Source organism: Archangium violaceum Cb vi76, from assembly GCF_000733295.1.
Lineage (GTDB): Bacteria > Myxococcota > Myxococcia > Myxococcales > Myxococcaceae > Archangium > Archangium violaceum.
Genome location: NZ_JPMI01000262.1, coordinates 1 through 13700 on the forward strand (window position 1 = coordinate 1; position 13700 = coordinate 13700).

Consider the following 13700-nt stretch of genomic DNA (forward strand, 5'->3'; position numbering starts at 1 on the left):
GGGTCTGCCTATCCCTGACCCGTGGCCGCGCGGAACAGGTGCGTGCGGTAGTGCGTCAGCTCGGCGATGCTCGCGCGCAGGTCCGCCAGCGCCGTGTGCCCCGACGACGTCTTCCTCAGCGGCACCATGTCCGGGAACCACGCGTTGCCCAGCACCTTGATGCTCGTCACGTCCACCTGCCGGTAGTGCAGGTAGCGGTCCAGCATCGGCATGTACTTCACCAGGAAGCGCCGGTCCGTGTGGATGGAGTTGCCACAGAGGATGCCCTCGTTCAGCCCACAGTGCTGCATCACCAGCCCGGTGATTTCCCGCTCGGCCACCCGCAGCGACGTCGAGGACTCGCGCACCTTCTTCAGCAGCCCGTTGCGCGTGTGCATCTCCTTCACCACCGGCTCCATCCGCCCCAGCACCTCGTCCGGCTGCCAGATGACCCGCTCCATCTCCGCCTTCGGCACCAGGTCCGGCCCCGTGATGATGACGCCAATCTCGATGATGGCCGATTCGTCGGGGTCCAGTCCGGTCATCTCCAGATCGAGCCAGACGAAACACGGGTTCAAGTTCGGTGCGGGCATGGGAGGCGCAGTCTAACCCGCGGATTCCAGAACGGGGACGGATACCCTCACCCCGTCCCTCTCCCGGTGGGAGAGGGGTATTGGCCGGAGTGGAGTCTTGCTCGTCAGGGCCTCGCCTCGAGTTCCAGGGCCGAGCCGAGGAAGCGCGTGAACCAACCCGCCGCCAGCGCCGCCACCCGCTCCAGTGCTCCCCGCTCCTCGAACAGGTGCGTCGCCCCCGGAATCACCTCCAGCGCCTTCGGCGCCATCATCCGCTCCAGCGCCCGCTCGTTCAGGTCCAGCACGATGTCATCCGACCCTCCCACGATGAGCAGCGTCGGCGCCCTCACCCGCCGCAGCGCGCCCCCCGCCAGGTCCGCCCTCCCTCCCCTCGACACCACCGCGCCGATCTCCTCCGGCTTCTCCGCCGCCGCCACCAGCGCCGCCGCCGCCCCCGTGCTCGAACCGAAGTAGCCCACCCTCAGCCGGCTCAGCTCCGGATTCGCGAACACCCAGTCCGTCACCTGCCCCAGCCGCCTCGCCAGGAAGTCGATGTCGAAGCGCAGCGCCGCCGTCACGTCGTCCTCCGCCTCCTCGTCCTCCGTCAGCAGATCGAACAGCAGCGTCCCCAGCCCCGCCGTCCTCAACGTGTACGCCACGTACCGGTTGCGCGGACTGTGCCGGCTGCTCCCGCTGCCGTGCGCGAAGATGACCAGTCCCCGTGCCCCCTCCGGCACCGCGAGCGTCCCGCCGAGCACCACTCCTCCCGCCCGCACCTCGACTTCCCGTTCCACCGCCATGTCGCTCCTCCTCCGCCGCTCAGACCCACCACGCATCCCCGGCGTTCATCGCCGCCTCGGGGCCCTGCTGCTTCCGCATCCGCGCCAGCACCGCCTGCACCTCCTCGTCGGAGGTCTGCCGGAAGTCGTCGTAGTACTCGCCCACCGAGCTCATGAACCCGGCCGGGTGCACGCACACCAGGTCGTCCACCTCGGGGCGCAGCGAGTCCAGCGACTCCACCGCCCCCACCGGCACCGCGAGCACGATCGCGCGCGGCCGCCGCGTCCTCAGCGCCCGGATGGCCGCCCGCACCGTCCCGCCCGTGGCCACGCCGTCATCCACCAGGATGACCGTGCGGCCCGCGATGTCCGGCGCGGGATGCCCTCCCCGGAACCGGGCGATGCGGGCCATCACCTCTTGTGACTCCCGCTCGGCCGTCTGCATCACCTCCGTCTCGGAGACGCCCAGCGAGCGCATCATCTCCCGGTCCAGGAAGAGCGCCCCTCCCTCGGCCACCGCTCCCAGTCCCAGCTCCGGCTGCCCCGGCGCGCCCACCTTGCGCACCACCCACACGTCCAACGGCGCCCCCAGCTTCCGGGCCACCTCGTACGCCACCGGAATTCCGCCTCGCGGCAGGCCGAGCACCCGGGGAGATTGGCCCCCATACTCCGTCAGCAGGTCCGCCAACTGCCGGCCCGCATCCGTCCTGTCTCGAAAGCGCATGGGTCCTCCTGGGGGCGAGGTTCTCCCTCTAGGAGAAGCACGGCGCACGCCATTGGCTCCCGACGCGCCACCGAGGGCCGGGCCGCCCTCTCGGCACGGGTGCGCGAATCCCGCGACCATGCCCACCTGGAATGAGGGATGATGGCCACGACCCGCCCGGGCCAGCCCGGCCCCGCGGGCTTCGGAGGGGACCATGGAGCTGACCGTCTTCAGCGGCACCGCCAACCGCCCCCTGGGCGAGGCACTCGCCTGGGCGCTCGGAAGTCCCCTCGGTGACTGCAAGCTCGAGCGCTTCCCGGATGGCGAGCTGCACGTGGAGCTCGGCGAGGACGTGCGCGGGCGCAACGTGTGCATCATCCAGTCCACCGTGCCGCCCGTGGGGGAGAACCTGCTGGAGTTGCTGCTGATGGCGGACGCGTGCTGGCGCGCGGGCGCGGCGCGGCTCATGGCGGTGCTGCCCTACTTCGGTTACGCGCGGCAGGACCGGCGCGCGAGCCCCAGCGAGGCGCTCGGCGGCAAGCTGGTGGCGGACCTGCTGGTGCGCGGGCACTTCGACCGGCTGATGGCGGTGAACCTCCACACGCCCTCGCTGGAAGGGTGCTTCACCGTGCCGCTGGAGCACCTGAGCGCGGGCACGATGCTGGCCGAGGCCGCGCGGCCCTACGCGGGTCCGGACGCGGTGGTGGTGTCCCCGGACCTGGGCGCGGTGAAGCTGGCCGAGCGGTATGCGCGGCAGCTCGGGCTGCCGTTGGCCATCGTCCACAAGAGCCGGGTGAGCGGCTCCGAGGTGAACGTGCAAGGCCTGGTGGGCGAGGTGCGCGGACTGCGGCCCATCATCGTGGATGACCTCATCTCCACCGCGGGCACCATCGCGGCGACTGCGGAGACGATTCTCGAGGAAGGCTGCACCGACGACATCACCGTGGTGGCCACGCACGCGCTGCTGGTGGGCCCCGCGGTGGAGCGGCTGAGCAAGGTGCCCATCCGCCGCCTCATCTCCACCGACAGCGTGGTGCCCCCCAAGGGGCTGCCCTTCCAGCACGAGGTGGTGAGCCTCGCCCCGCTGCTCGCCGACGCCATCTGCCGCGTCACGGCCCACGTGCGCCCGCACTAATGGCGGCGCCCTGTGTCTGCCTGCCTCACTGACTCATTCGCCAGTGGCTTCATTCGAATTACGAATGTCCTCCAGAGACAGGAACATTCTCCGAGGCCAGACCCCCTTTTGACCGGACTCAACGTACTGATACCCGAACCCCTCGTAAAACGCCGCTGCAGCCGCATCCTTGGCGTCCACGACAACCGCTACCGCACCACCGTGACTACTGATCTCCACAGCGCGGTCATGGGCATCGAGCAACAAGCGCTCTCCGTATCCCTGACCGCGCACGTGCAGGTGCCTAGCTAATCGTCCGATTATGACAATCGGAACAGGATACTTCGGCAGTCCCTTGGACATAGCTTTGGGGAGCAACTCCCGCTCCAGACTCCCCAGAGTCATTGTGTAGAAGCCGAGAACACGCGGAAGGTCCGGCTTGTCCGCAGGACGCCGCAATACCCACGTGCGGCTCACATCGCGACGCTGATTTTGCCCTGCCTGGGTCCGAAAAAAGAGCTCCAGCGCTTCCGAACCGCACTCAAACCCGCTGGCTCCGTCCTCACTTGCAAACGGCTCAGTCTCGAAATCAGCGATGGCTTGGCTCCTCTTGCTTACGTTGGCTTGACTCTTCTTGCCTACGCTTACTTCGCCGAGCTACTGCTGCCTTCAACTGAGGCGTTGGCCCAGGTGGGTTTTCAAGCATCTTCTGTACGCGGTCAAAATCCGCGTTCGAGAGAACGATTCGCTCACGCTGGGTAGCCCATTCCACTTGAGTCAGTGCGGGACTTGTGAACTCGCGTACGCGCTGAGGAGCATCGGCGTCGACGAACGCGATCCGCCAACCCTGCTTCAACTCAATGACCGTCTTGAAGAACAAGCTCAGAGCCTCATCTACGATCTGGCTCTTGCTCAGCCCGAGCTCTTCCTCGAAGTGCTTCATCTGCGACATACGCACGTCTGGGACACTCGCCTCTAGTCGACTCATGGCTGTTCTCCCCGTGGTCGCATCATCGCGATTTCCACTCAAACATGAGAATAACTATGACTCTTCGACGAGTCAATTCTCCCGAAGAATCACCCGCTACTCTCGGAAAAACCCCTCAAAGTAACCGAATATTCTCGGGACATCGAGGAAGTAGCCGGCCTAGCGAGCGCTCTTAACTGGCCCTTTGACGCCAACAGCCAGCTCTCAGACGAGCTCAAGCCCGGGCCCGCTCCGTCCGGCGCCGCTGCACCAGTGTCTCGAAGACGAGATACGACAGCAGCACCAGCGCCGCGAACACCACCGTCGTCCCCACCAGCCACCGGTACTCCAACGGCTCGCTCATGTGCCCCAGCACCGCCTCCATCAGCGAGCCGGGCCGGTTCAGCACATTCCAGCTGTTCCACCGCTCGAAGCGCCCCAGGTAGATGCCGTAGCCGCACAACACCGACGCCGTCAGCACCCCTCCCCACGCCACCACCCGCCCCCACCGCTCCTCCAACAGCCGCTTCCACACCTCCAGCGACAACAGCCCCAACAGCCACCCCGTCGCCGCGAAGCTCGCCAGCATCGCCGCGTCGAACCACAGCGGCACTCCCGGCCTCGGCTTCAGGTGGATGAAGTCCGTCAGCAGGTACGGCGCGTTCGGAAACGCCAGCAGCCACGCCCCTCCCAACGGCAGCAGGTTCCACCCCCTCGCCTGGCCACGCGCCTGCAGCAGCCTCGCCACCAGGGCAATCCCGTACGGCACCCACGCCAGGAACAGGTTCCACACCAGGAAGATGAAGCTCCTCCTCCCACTCCACTCCAACCTCAGGTGGAGCATCACCACCGCCACCCCGCTGCTCAGCAGCACTGGCGGCAATCCGTGATGGCGCAGGAGGGACAGCACTCGGGAGCGGGACGTCGTCATGGGATTCACCGGGGTGTGGCCCCGAGGCCACGGGCAGGTCCAGCCCCTCGCGCCCCCGGCTGACACGAAGGCACGGCAACCGTGGCCACTCGGAGACAGCTCGTCACATGGGCGGGGCTGGAAGGCATCCACCCGGGAGACAGAGCAAGCCCCGGGCCATTCCCCCGGCCTCCGGTTAATCTCCCCCACCATGTCCGATACGCTGCTCACCCACCTCGAAGCCGGAATCCTCTCCCTCACCTTCAACCGGCCCCAGAAGAAGAACGCCTTCACCCGCGAGATGTACGAGGCCGCCGCCCGCGCCCTCGTCGAGGCCGATTCCAATGACGCCGTACGCGTGGTGGTGCTCACCGGCTCGGGCGGCGCCTTCACCGCCGGCAACGACTTGAAGGACTTCCTCGAGCACCCCCCCACCGGAGAGGACAGCCCCGTCTTCCGCTTCCTGCGCGCGCTCGCCCACTTCTCGCGCCCCATCGTGGCCGGCGTGGACGGCGTCGCCGTGGGCATCGGCACCACCCTGCTGCTCCACTGTGACTACGTCGCCGCCACCGAGCGCGCCGCCTTCAGCATGCCCTTCGTCAACCTCGGCCTCAGCCCCGAGGGCGCCTCCAGCGTGCTGCTGCCCCGCGTCGCCGGCCTGGCGCTCGCCTCCGAGCTGCTCATGTTCGGCGAGCCCTTCGACGCGCCCACCGCCCTGCGCGCCGGCATCATCAATCAGGTGGTACCCGAGGCCAGCCTCGCCGAAACCGTGCGGAAGCGCGCCGCCGCGCTCGCCGCCAAACCCGTCGAGTCCCTGCGCCTCACCAAGCGCCTGCTGCGCGAGCCCCTGCGCGCCACCGTGGACGACGCCCTCTCCCGCGAGGGCGCGCTCTTCGTCCAACGGCTCGGCTCCGCCGAGGCCCGCGAGGCCTTCAACGCCTTCCTGTCCAAGAAGAAGTAGCCGACGCCCGGGGGGCCTACGCCGCCCCCTCCAGCAGCGGCGCCTCACCCCGCAGCCGCTCGGCCGTCAGCTTCAGCCTCCGCACCACCCGCCCCATGTCCGCCGGCGACACCGGCGGCCACACTCGCGGTGGAGTCCTCGGGAGGCTGGGTCGCGGCTGACCCTCCCCCGACGTCGTCTCCTCCGAGGGGGATGACTGGGGAACCACGAGGGGAGACAGGCCGTCGTCCGTCGCGTGCGACATCGTCGCCTCCAAGGGGGGGAACCTCCACACTCCGGTACCGTGACTCCGGGTGAAGAGGCTAGGCACCCCCTCCTGGAGCGTCAAGGCAGCCGGGCTCTGGCTGGAGAATCTGTTTTCCATCCAAAGCCCGGAAAGCCCTGAGTGTCCTGGGGATGACAGGACTCAGCGTCCGGGGCGCGCCGGCACCTTCTTCGGCGAGGCGAGGAAGGACTCGACGCTGGAGCCCTGCGCCGCCTTGAAGGCGATGCACAGGTCCATCCTCTCCAACGCCTGCGCCAGCGAGCGGGTTCCACCCGGGGCGCGCTCCATGCGCTCGGTGAGGAAGGCGGCGGCCTCCTGGCGGTGCACCGGATCGCAGTACGCGGAGAACGCCCACACCAGCGCCCCCAGCCGCTCCTCCGGCATCCGCGCGGCGAGCGCGTCGTAGTTCTCCTTCACGAAGGCGGAGGCCACGTCCCGCGAGCGCACGTCCTGGCCCGCGGCGAAGAGCAGCCACGCCACCTCGCGCATGTCCACCGACGGGTCCAACAGCAGCTTCAGGTTCTCGCCCACCAGCGCGGGGTCCCGGAAGCCCGCCAGCGCGCCCACCAGGTGCTCGCGCTTGCGGCGATCCTTCTCCGAGCGCATGGCCGTCAGCACCTGGCCATGCAGCGCGGCGTCCCCATGCGCCGAGGCGATGCCCAGCGCGGTGCGCAGCAGCTCCGGAGAAGCCGTCTTGCCGTCCGCCAGCCACTGCTGGGTCATCTGCTTCGCCTCGGCCACCAGCCGCGGGTCTCCCCCCTGCCTGCCGGCGAGCTCCAGCAGCACGGGCCGCAAGAGCCGCGTGTCCTCGTCGTCGTTGGCGCGATGGGTGAAGCCGAGCGCCCGGGCCCGCGCCCCATACGTGTCCCGCAGGAAGCGGGCCCGGTCCGCCTGGCGCGCGTCCGACAACAGCGAGGGCCTGAGAATGCCCAGCAGATCCAACGACGCCTGGAACACCTGACGGTCCCGCTCCCCGGCCAGCCCCGGCAACAGGCCGAGCGCGTCCGAGGCCGGCATCGCCCCGGCGCTCACCAGCGCCTGCACGTCACCGATGAGGGCCACGCGCTCGGCGCGCGAGAGGTGGCGGCTCTCGGTGGACAGCAGCCGGCCCAGCATCTGCGTGTCCAGGGCGGAGCGGTAGTAACCGGCGCCGTCCGCGTTGGGCATCACCCAGGTGGGGCACGTCTTCGCCTCGGGCAGGGGCAGCTCGGCGGACTCGCCCTGGAGCACCGTGCAGGCGCGGCCGGACACCTTGCCCGAGCCGTAGCGCACGCACAGGGGCACCTTCCACTCCTGCTTCGCGTCGCCCGCGGAGCCCAGCGGCAGGAAGCGGCTCTGCGACAGTCTCAACACCGGCACCTTGCCGGTGCAATCCAGCCGCGTGGTGACGAGCGGCGCACCGCCCTGGTCCAGGAAGGAGCCCAGCACCCCGGACACGTCCTGGCCCGCCTCGGCCGAGAGCGAGTCGAGGAAGTCCTTCGCGGTGGCGTTGCCGTGGGCGTGGGCGCGCAGGTGACGCCGCACCCCGCGCTGGAAGACGTCCCGGCCCAGCCAGCCCTCCACCATGGTCAGCACCGCCGCGCCCTTGCCGTAGGTGATGCCATCGAAGGCGCCGAGGATGTCATCCGGCCGCTGGATGGGCTGGCGGATGCGGCGCGCCGTCACCAGGCTGTCCGTGCTCAGCGCGAAGGAGCGGCCGCGCACCCGCTCGATGGGAGCGTCCCACGTGGGCTGGGCGGACTCGAGCATGCGCGGCTCCGCCCAGGTGGCGAAGGACTCGTTGAGCCACAGGTCGTCCCACCACGCCATCGTCACCAGGTCGCCGAACCACTGGTGCGCCAGCTCGTGCATCTGCGTGTCGTAGAAGCCGCGCTGCCGGCTCACGGAGTCCTCGGCGGGCTTCGCCAGAATCAACCCCGAGTTGAACGTCACCAGGCCCGGGTGCTCCATGGCGCCGCCGAACAGCGGCACCGCCAGCACGTCCAGCTTCTCGTACGGGAAGGGCATGCCGAAGTAGCCCTCCAGGTGGGCCAGGATTTCCGGCGTCACCTTCGCGGCATAGGTGCCCTCCACGCTCCGGCCCTTCGGCGTGACGATGCGGGTGCGCACCGCCTTCTGCCCCGAGGGCGCCGCCTCGAGGAAGTCGAACGGGCCCACGCCAAAGGCGATGAGGTAGCTGGGCAGCGGCTGCGTCCGGGCGAAGCGGAAGGTGGTGCCCCCCGCGGCGCGCGGCTCCTCGTTCACCAGCGGGGTGTTGGTGACGGCCACGTTGCCCGCGGGCACGTGGAAGGTGAGCTGCCAGGGCACCTTGAAGCCCGGCTCGTCGAAGCACGGGAAGACACGCCGCGCCCCCACGGGCTCGAACTGGGTATAGGTGTACCAGGCCCCCTCGTCCTTCGCGCGGAAGGCACCCGACGTCTCACGCTCGGAGAGCTGGCCCTCGTAGACGATGCGCAGGTGCGCGGCGCCGGGCTTCAGCGGACGCGACGGGACGAAGCCGAGGAAGTCCTCCTTGCCCTTCACCCACGTGAGGACCTCGGACGCACCGTCCACGGTGAGCGTCGCCTCGCGCACGGTGAGGTGACGGCCGTGGAGCCAGAGGGCCTCCGTGGCCTCCTTCACCTCCAGCTCCATGGCCACCACGCCCTGGAAGACGGGGACGGAGGGGTCCACGGTGAGCTCCACCGTGTAACCGGTGGGGCGCACCTGGGCGGGCAGCCGCAAGGCGGGCGAGACGGGAGCGGGCCGGGTCGTGGCCACCACTTCCGCCGGGGAACTCGCCGCGGCGGGAGGACGGGCCTCTGGAGTGGGAACGGGCTGGCGGGCACCACAAGCCGTCAGGGCGGCCAGGAGGGCGAACGACGCGCGTCGGGGCATTCTGGGCATGGCGCAGGGTCTAACCCAGGACGGGCAGGCAGGGTAGCGACGGGCGGTGGGAGCCCCCTTGCCTGCCACCCCACTTCCGGGTGGAGTGCGCCGCCGTGTCCTCCCCCGCTCCAGCCCCCGAGTCCCCGCCCCTTCCCCTTCCGCTCCCGCCCGCCCGGCTCGTCCAGGTGCTCGGAGAGCGCCCGTCTCCCGTGGTGGGGTGGCTCGCCAACCGGGTGATGGACGCGGTGTGCGCGCTGCCCGCCTCCTGGAAGGATGGGCTCGCCCGCTTCGTGGGGTGGCTGGCGTTCACCCTCGGCATCCGCCTCCGCGTGGCCCTGGAGAACCTCACGCACGCCTACCCCGACATGAGTGACGCGGAGCGGCGCCGCATTGCCCACGGGGCCTACGTCACCATGGCGCGCGTGGTGCTCGAGTCCATCGACGAGAAGGACCACGTGGACACCCACTGGGAGATTCCCGAGGTGAAGGGCGAGGCGTGGGAGGCGCTCAAGGCGAACATCGCGAAGGGCCAGGGCGCGCTGCTGGTGACGGCGCACTTCGGCAACTGGGAGCGCGCGGGGAAGATGCTGCTGCGGCGCGGTATTCCGCTCAACGCCCTGGTGCGCCCGCTGAAGGGCGCGCTCAACATGCGCATCGTGGACAACCGCATCGGCGCGGGCGCGGGGCTCATCTACCCCAAGGGCGCCATCGCCGAGGCCCAGGAGGCGGTGAAGCTGGGCGAGACGGTGCTGATGCTGTTGGACCAGTCGCTGCCGGCGAAGGCGGCGGTGTTCGTGCCCTTCTTCGGCCGGCCCGCATCCACCACGCCGGCCATGGCGGTGGTGGCCCAGCGCACGGGCGCGCCGGTGTTCGTGGTGATGGGAATTCGCGACGAGAGCGGGCGGAAGCTGCGGCTGGAGGTGGAGGGGCCCATCACCGTGCCCGAGGGACTGGGCGAGCAGGACGCCATCACGGCGCACACGGCGGCGGTGACGGCGGTGCTGGAGAAGTACGTGCGGCGCTACCCGGACCAGTGGCTGTGGCTGCACCGGCGCTGGAAGGTGCAGCCGCCCGCGGAAGCCCCGTCAGCCCCCCAGGGTTGAATCCACGAGGACGATGACGCGGACCCTCTTCATCGGAGACGTGCACGGCTGCGCGGAGGAGCTCGACGCGCTGCTGCACGCGTGCGGCTACCGCCGGGGCGAGCGGGTGGTGCTGGTGGGAGACCTGGTGGCGAAGGGTCCGGACTCGGCGGGCGTGGTGCGCCGGGCGAGGGAGCACGGGTTTCTCGCGGTGCGCGGTAACCACGACGAGCACGTGCTGCGCTGGCACACGGGGAAGATGCCCCAGGGCAAGAAGCTCAAGCGCGAGCACAAGCAGGTGCTGAACACGCTGGAGGACGAGGACTGGAAGTACCTCGAGTCGCTACCCGTGCACCGCCACTTCCCCGAGCTGAACGTGCGCGTGGTGCACGGGGGACTGGTGCCCGGCGTGCCTCTGGAGGAGCAGAAGCCGGAGCTGATGCTCAACCTGCGCAGCATCACACCGGAGGGAGAGCCCTCGAAGAAGATGGACGCGGGCGTCCCGTGGGCGAGCCTGTGGAAGGGGCCGGAGCTCGTCATCTTCGGCCACGACGCGCTGCGAGGCGTGCAGCGCCACCCGTATGCCATTGGCCTGGACTCGGGCTGCGTGTACGGCCACGAGCTCACCGCCTACGTGCTGCCCGAGGGCCGCTTCTACTCCGTGAAGGCGAAGCGCGTGTACATGGACCTCGACGGGCCTCCGTGAGCGGCAGGGCCCTGCCTCGCTCACACCGGGACACGGCCTGTATGCTGCTCCCCGGTCGCTTCTCTTTTCGCCGGGGGAGTCCCATGCACCTGCACGTCGTCCTGCTGACCGCGCTCGTGTGGAGCGTGTCGGCTGCCGCTCAGCAACCGCTGCTCGAGTGTGGCAACACCTACGAGTGCTGCATCCGGAAGTATCCCTCCCTGGAATCCTGCGGCCCCGGGAACGATGCCGTCAGAGCCGCCCGGACCATCGACTCCGCAATGGACTCCGCCACACTGGCCGCGGCCATCGATGGAGAGTCCGTCAACAGCCAATTGGTGCACATCGCACGCCACCTGGCGCTCATCCTCGAATTGGAGCAAGTGGGCGGCATTCCACCAGGAGAGCCTCCCAACAAGCAGACGCATGGGCATTGGTGGCGTGAAATCAAGACGGCCGTGAGGAACATCCACCAGAAGCTGAAGAATTGCCGCAGCCGGAGTCAGCTCATGGCGTCTCTCGGTAGAGCCAGGAACCACCCGGCTCGTACTCCCGAGCAGATCGCCGATATCGAAGCCCGCCTCGCTGAAGCAGCCAGGAAGATGGGAGAGCAGCTCGGCGAGTTGCTGCCCTGCGGCTAGGAATGGATATGTCCACGCGGCGTCCCGTCGAATCCCTGCTTCCCGAGCTGCCCAACGACGAGCCCTGGTATGAGCTGAAGTTCCAGCTCCGGGAACTGGATGCCGACCTGCACGAGCTCCTCTCGCGCCTTCAGCAGCAGAAGACCCACCTGGGACTCGAGGAGAAGGCGACCCAACTCTGGAGTGAGCTGTACGAGCTCTACATCCTCGAGGACCACGACGCGGAAGCCCATGCGCCACGCGCCGTGCAACTCGCCCAGAGTCTGCTCACCCTGCCCCCCGAGGCGGTGCCCGAATGGGGAGACGCGGCCGCGGCCCAACGATGCGATTTCACGCTCCCCACGGACGTCCTCGCCTGTGACTCCCTCTCCCTGGCGAGTTCCAAACTCGCACAGCACCTGGAGGGAGCCATCGCCCACCTCTCCGAGGCCCACCTGGCCATCCAACACGCTCTGGACGCGCGAGGCCCCGCTCACACCGTGCTCGGGCACGTCCTTCCACATGCCATGCGAGTCCAGCAACTCCTTCAGGGCCCAGTTCGGGCACAGGTCCAATCCGCCTGGCAGTGGAGCGTTCCCTACTGGCGTCTGATGGTTCCAGAAGCCGCCGCCGCCCACGATGCCCGCGTCGCGGCGGCGGAAGCCGAACTGGCGGCCATCGAAGCGGAGCTGGACGCTGGAGAGCCGAAGAAGTCTTGAAGGGAGTGAGAATGCGGCACCGTCACCCCTCGGGCGGACGGACCACCAGCACGGGCCGGTCGGCGCGCGCCATGATTTCCTTGGCCACCGAGCCCATCAGCGTCTTCTTCAGCCCCCCACGTCCGTGCGTCCCCACGCACAGCACGTCCACGCTCAGGCGCTCGGCGGCCTTGAGCAGCACCGTCGCCACGTCCTGGCCCGACAGCACCTCCACCAGCACCTTGCGCCCCTTCGCATCCGCGTCCCGGGGCAGCAGTTGATGCAGCCGCTGCCTCAAGTCCCGCTCCTGCTCGATGGCCTGCCGCGGATTGTCCGCCACCGTCACCACGTGCACCGTGCCCCCGTTGGGCAACAGCGAGAAGGCGTACGGAATGGCCCGGTTCGCCGCGTCCGAGAAGTCCGTGGCCACCAGCACCGTGCTCAGCCCCGGAATCGGCGCCGCCGAGCCCTTCGCCGAGACCTCCACCGGCACGCTCGTCACCGACATCTTCGCCAGCCGCAGCGCGTGGTGCGACACGCTCCACAGCTTGCCCAGCGCGCGCCGCTGGTGCGAGCCCACCACCAGCAGGTCCACCTGCTCCTCCGCCGCCAGCGCCACCAGGTGGTCCGCGATGCGCCCCACCCCCGGCGCCAGCTTCAGCTTCGCCGGCGGCTGCCCCATCGTCTCCAGCGGCGACACCAGCGAGCGCACCTCCTGCTCCAGCGCACGCTGCAGCTCCGGCGTCACGTCCTGGAAGGCCGGCGGCTGCGCCAGCCCCATCCGCTGGTACTCCTCGTGCGGCCAGTAGATGCGCCCGGCCACCACCTCCACCGCGCCGTACTTCCGCAGCCCCTGCAGCCAGTCCCGCGCCGCCTCGAAGGGCAGCGAGCGATCCACCCCCAACATCACCTTCAGCGGACGCGTCCCCTTCACCCACGCCTCGAAGGGCTCCGCCTCGCGCACCACCAGCAGCGGCACCGGCAACGCCGTGGCCAGCCGGTCCACCGTGCCGCCCACCCCCAGGAAGGGCGAGGCGCTCGTCGGCCCCGCCGTCACCACCAGCCCCGCCCCCTTCTCCTGGGCGAAGCGCGCCAGCTCCTCGGCCGGCTCCCCCGTCAGCAACTGGTGGCTCACCCGCGCCCCCAGCTTCTCCAACCGCCGCACCTCGTCCTGCAGCGCCGACGCCGCCGTGTCCCGCAGCGTCTGCCCGAAGGCCCTCGCCAGGTCGCCCGGCAGCACGTGCACCAGGAAGAGGGGCTCGTCCAGCTTCCGCGCGAGCTCCGCCGCGGCCGTGGCCGCTCGCTGCGCGGCATCCGAGAAGTGGGTGGCACAAAGGATCGTCATGGCAGCTCCCGCACGGGCCCCTCGGCCCGGGTTTCAATGAATCGATTCACGTCCCGTGCCGGGCACTCTAGCCACCCACACCGCTCGGGAGCGGGACAATTCGCGTCCCCGGGCCCTGTAAATGCTGCGCACCCCGTGGAATCCACCGCAAA

The 13700-nt window shown here is 69.4% G+C and carries 15 protein-coding genes; 6 read left to right on the plus strand and 9 right to left on the minus strand.

Annotated elements, in window-relative coordinates; translation table 11 throughout:
* Positions 1-8: 8 nt before the first annotated feature.
* The 3 genes from orn to Q664_RS35945 all read right to left on the minus strand — a co-directional run bounded on the left by orn (position 9) and on the right by Q664_RS35945 (position 2054).
* Complete coding sequence (gene orn, locus Q664_RS35935) at positions 9-572, minus strand: oligoribonuclease (protein ID WP_043406381.1); 564 nt, start codon at positions 570-572, stop codon at positions 9-11.
* A 104-nt stretch (positions 573-676) separates the two neighbouring features.
* Positions 677-1351, minus strand: coding sequence for a dienelactone hydrolase family protein (locus tag Q664_RS35940; RefSeq protein WP_235217009.1), 675 nt, complete (start codon positions 1349-1351; stop codon positions 677-679).
* Between the two features lie 19 nt (positions 1352-1370).
* Positions 1371-2054, minus strand: coding sequence for a phosphoribosyltransferase (locus Q664_RS35945; RefSeq protein WP_043406384.1), 684 nt, complete (start codon positions 2052-2054; stop codon positions 1371-1373).
* Positions 2055-2247: 193 nt separating this feature from the next.
* On the opposite strand from Q664_RS35945, the gene Q664_RS35950 reads away from it, so the two are divergent.
* The gene (locus tag Q664_RS35950; RefSeq protein ID WP_043406392.1) at positions 2248-3168 is read left to right on the plus strand and encodes a ribose-phosphate diphosphokinase; all 921 of its coding nucleotides are present in this window, start codon (positions 2248-2250) and stop codon (positions 3166-3168) included.
* 33 nt (positions 3169-3201) lie between these two features.
* On the opposite strand, the gene Q664_RS58300 is transcribed toward Q664_RS35950, so the two are convergent.
* From Q664_RS58300 to Q664_RS35960, 3 genes are all read right to left on the minus strand, one after another.
* Positions 3202-3510 (minus strand): GNAT family N-acetyltransferase, encoded by a 309-nt coding sequence (locus Q664_RS58300; RefSeq protein ID WP_326938765.1) that lies wholly within the window; start codon positions 3508-3510, stop codon positions 3202-3204.
* Positions 3511-3736: 226 nt separating this feature from the next.
* Positions 3737-4099 carry a type II toxin -antitoxin system TacA 1-like antitoxin gene (locus Q664_RS55485; RefSeq protein WP_075207615.1) on the minus strand — a complete coding sequence of 121 codons (363 nt, stop codon included), beginning with the start codon at positions 4097-4099 and terminating at the stop codon, positions 3737-3739.
* A 250-nt stretch (positions 4100-4349) separates the two neighbouring features.
* Positions 4350-5045 carry a DUF1361 domain-containing protein gene (locus Q664_RS35960; RefSeq protein ID WP_043406397.1) on the minus strand — a complete coding sequence of 232 codons (696 nt, stop codon included), beginning with the start codon at positions 5043-5045 and terminating at the stop codon, positions 4350-4352.
* A 190-nt stretch (positions 5046-5235) separates the two neighbouring features.
* On the opposite strand from Q664_RS35960, the gene Q664_RS35965 reads away from it, so the two are divergent.
* Positions 5236-5985, plus strand: a complete 750-nt coding sequence (locus Q664_RS35965) for an enoyl-CoA hydratase (RefSeq protein ID WP_043406400.1) — start codon at positions 5236-5238, stop codon at positions 5983-5985.
* A gap of 16 nt (positions 5986-6001) precedes the next feature.
* Here Q664_RS35965 and Q664_RS59525 read toward each other — a convergent pair whose 3' ends face one another.
* Both Q664_RS59525 and Q664_RS35975 read right to left on the minus strand, forming a co-directional pair.
* Entirely contained in the window at positions 6002-6229 is a 228-nt protein-coding gene (locus tag Q664_RS59525) for a hypothetical protein (RefSeq protein ID WP_160174576.1), read from the minus strand.
* Positions 6230-6391: 162 nt separating this feature from the next.
* On the minus strand, positions 6392-9127 hold the full coding sequence (locus Q664_RS35975) for a M1 family metallopeptidase (RefSeq protein WP_326938766.1): 2736 nt from the start codon (positions 9125-9127) through the stop codon (positions 6392-6394).
* 104 nt (positions 9128-9231) lie between these two features.
* On the opposite strand from Q664_RS35975, the gene Q664_RS35980 reads away from it, so the two are divergent.
* The 4 genes from Q664_RS35980 to Q664_RS35995 all read left to right on the plus strand — a co-directional run bounded on the left by Q664_RS35980 (position 9232) and on the right by Q664_RS35995 (position 12224).
* Positions 9232-10221 carry a lysophospholipid acyltransferase family protein gene (locus Q664_RS35980; RefSeq protein ID WP_052519093.1) on the plus strand — a complete coding sequence of 330 codons (990 nt, stop codon included), beginning with the start codon at positions 9232-9234 and terminating at the stop codon, positions 10219-10221.
* Positions 10222-10234: 13 nt separating this feature from the next.
* On the plus strand, positions 10235-10906 hold the full coding sequence (locus Q664_RS35985; RefSeq protein WP_043406410.1) for a metallophosphoesterase: 672 nt from the start codon (positions 10235-10237) through the stop codon (positions 10904-10906).
* Between the two features lie 83 nt (positions 10907-10989).
* Positions 10990-11526 carry a hypothetical protein gene (locus Q664_RS35990; protein WP_043406413.1) on the plus strand — a complete coding sequence of 179 codons (537 nt, stop codon included), beginning with the start codon at positions 10990-10992 and terminating at the stop codon, positions 11524-11526.
* A gap of 8 nt (positions 11527-11534) precedes the next feature.
* A complete protein-coding gene (locus Q664_RS35995; RefSeq protein WP_043406415.1) occupies positions 11535-12224 on the plus strand; it encodes a hypothetical protein in 690 nt (229 codons plus the stop codon).
* 22 nt (positions 12225-12246) lie between these two features.
* Here the strand turns inward: Q664_RS35995 and Q664_RS36000 are convergent, their stop codons facing one another.
* The gene (locus tag Q664_RS36000; protein ID WP_043406418.1) at positions 12247-13548 is read right to left on the minus strand and encodes a universal stress protein; all 1302 of its coding nucleotides are present in this window, start codon (positions 13546-13548) and stop codon (positions 12247-12249) included.
* Positions 13549-13700: the final 152 nt, after the last annotated feature.

What these genes read in the sequence shown, in the direction of transcription:
- orn (WP_043406381.1), bottom strand. Translation starts at nt 572, where the DNA reads ATGCCCGCACCGAACTTGAACCCGTGTTTCGTCTGGCTCGATCTGGAG.
- Q664_RS35940 (WP_235217009.1), bottom strand. Translation starts at nt 1,351, where the DNA reads ATGGCGGTGGAACGGGAAGTCGAGGTGCGGGCGGGAGGAGTGGTGCTC.
- Q664_RS35945 (WP_043406384.1), bottom strand. Translation starts at nt 2,054, where the DNA reads ATGCGCTTTCGAGACAGGACGGATGCGGGCCGGCAGTTGGCGGACCTG.
- Q664_RS35950 (WP_043406392.1), top strand. Translation starts at nt 2,248, where the DNA reads ATGGAGCTGACCGTCTTCAGCGGCACCGCCAACCGCCCCCTGGGCGAG.
- Q664_RS58300 (WP_326938765.1), bottom strand. Translation starts at nt 3,510, where the DNA reads ATGTCCAAGGGACTGCCGAAGTATCCTGTTCCGATTGTCATAATCGGA.
- Q664_RS55485 (WP_075207615.1), bottom strand. Translation starts at nt 4,099, where the DNA reads ATGTCGCAGATGAAGCACTTCGAGGAAGAGCTCGGGCTGAGCAAGAGC.
- Q664_RS35960 (WP_043406397.1), bottom strand. Translation starts at nt 5,045, where the DNA reads ATGACGACGTCCCGCTCCCGAGTGCTGTCCCTCCTGCGCCATCACGGA.
- Q664_RS35965 (WP_043406400.1), top strand. Translation starts at nt 5,236, where the DNA reads ATGTCCGATACGCTGCTCACCCACCTCGAAGCCGGAATCCTCTCCCTC.
- Q664_RS59525 (WP_160174576.1), bottom strand. Translation starts at nt 6,229, where the DNA reads ATGTCGCACGCGACGGACGACGGCCTGTCTCCCCTCGTGGTTCCCCAG.
- Q664_RS35975 (WP_326938766.1), bottom strand. Translation starts at nt 9,127, where the DNA reads ATGCCCCGACGCGCGTCGTTCGCCCTCCTGGCCGCCCTGACGGCTTGT.
- Q664_RS35985 (WP_043406410.1), top strand. Translation starts at nt 10,235, where the DNA reads ATGACGCGGACCCTCTTCATCGGAGACGTGCACGGCTGCGCGGAGGAG.
- Q664_RS35990 (WP_043406413.1), top strand. Translation starts at nt 10,990, where the DNA reads ATGCACCTGCACGTCGTCCTGCTGACCGCGCTCGTGTGGAGCGTGTCG.
- Q664_RS35995 (WP_043406415.1), top strand. Translation starts at nt 11,535, where the DNA reads ATGTCCACGCGGCGTCCCGTCGAATCCCTGCTTCCCGAGCTGCCCAAC.
- Q664_RS36000 (WP_043406418.1), bottom strand. Translation starts at nt 13,548, where the DNA reads ATGACGATCCTTTGTGCCACCCACTTCTCGGATGCCGCGCAGCGAGCG.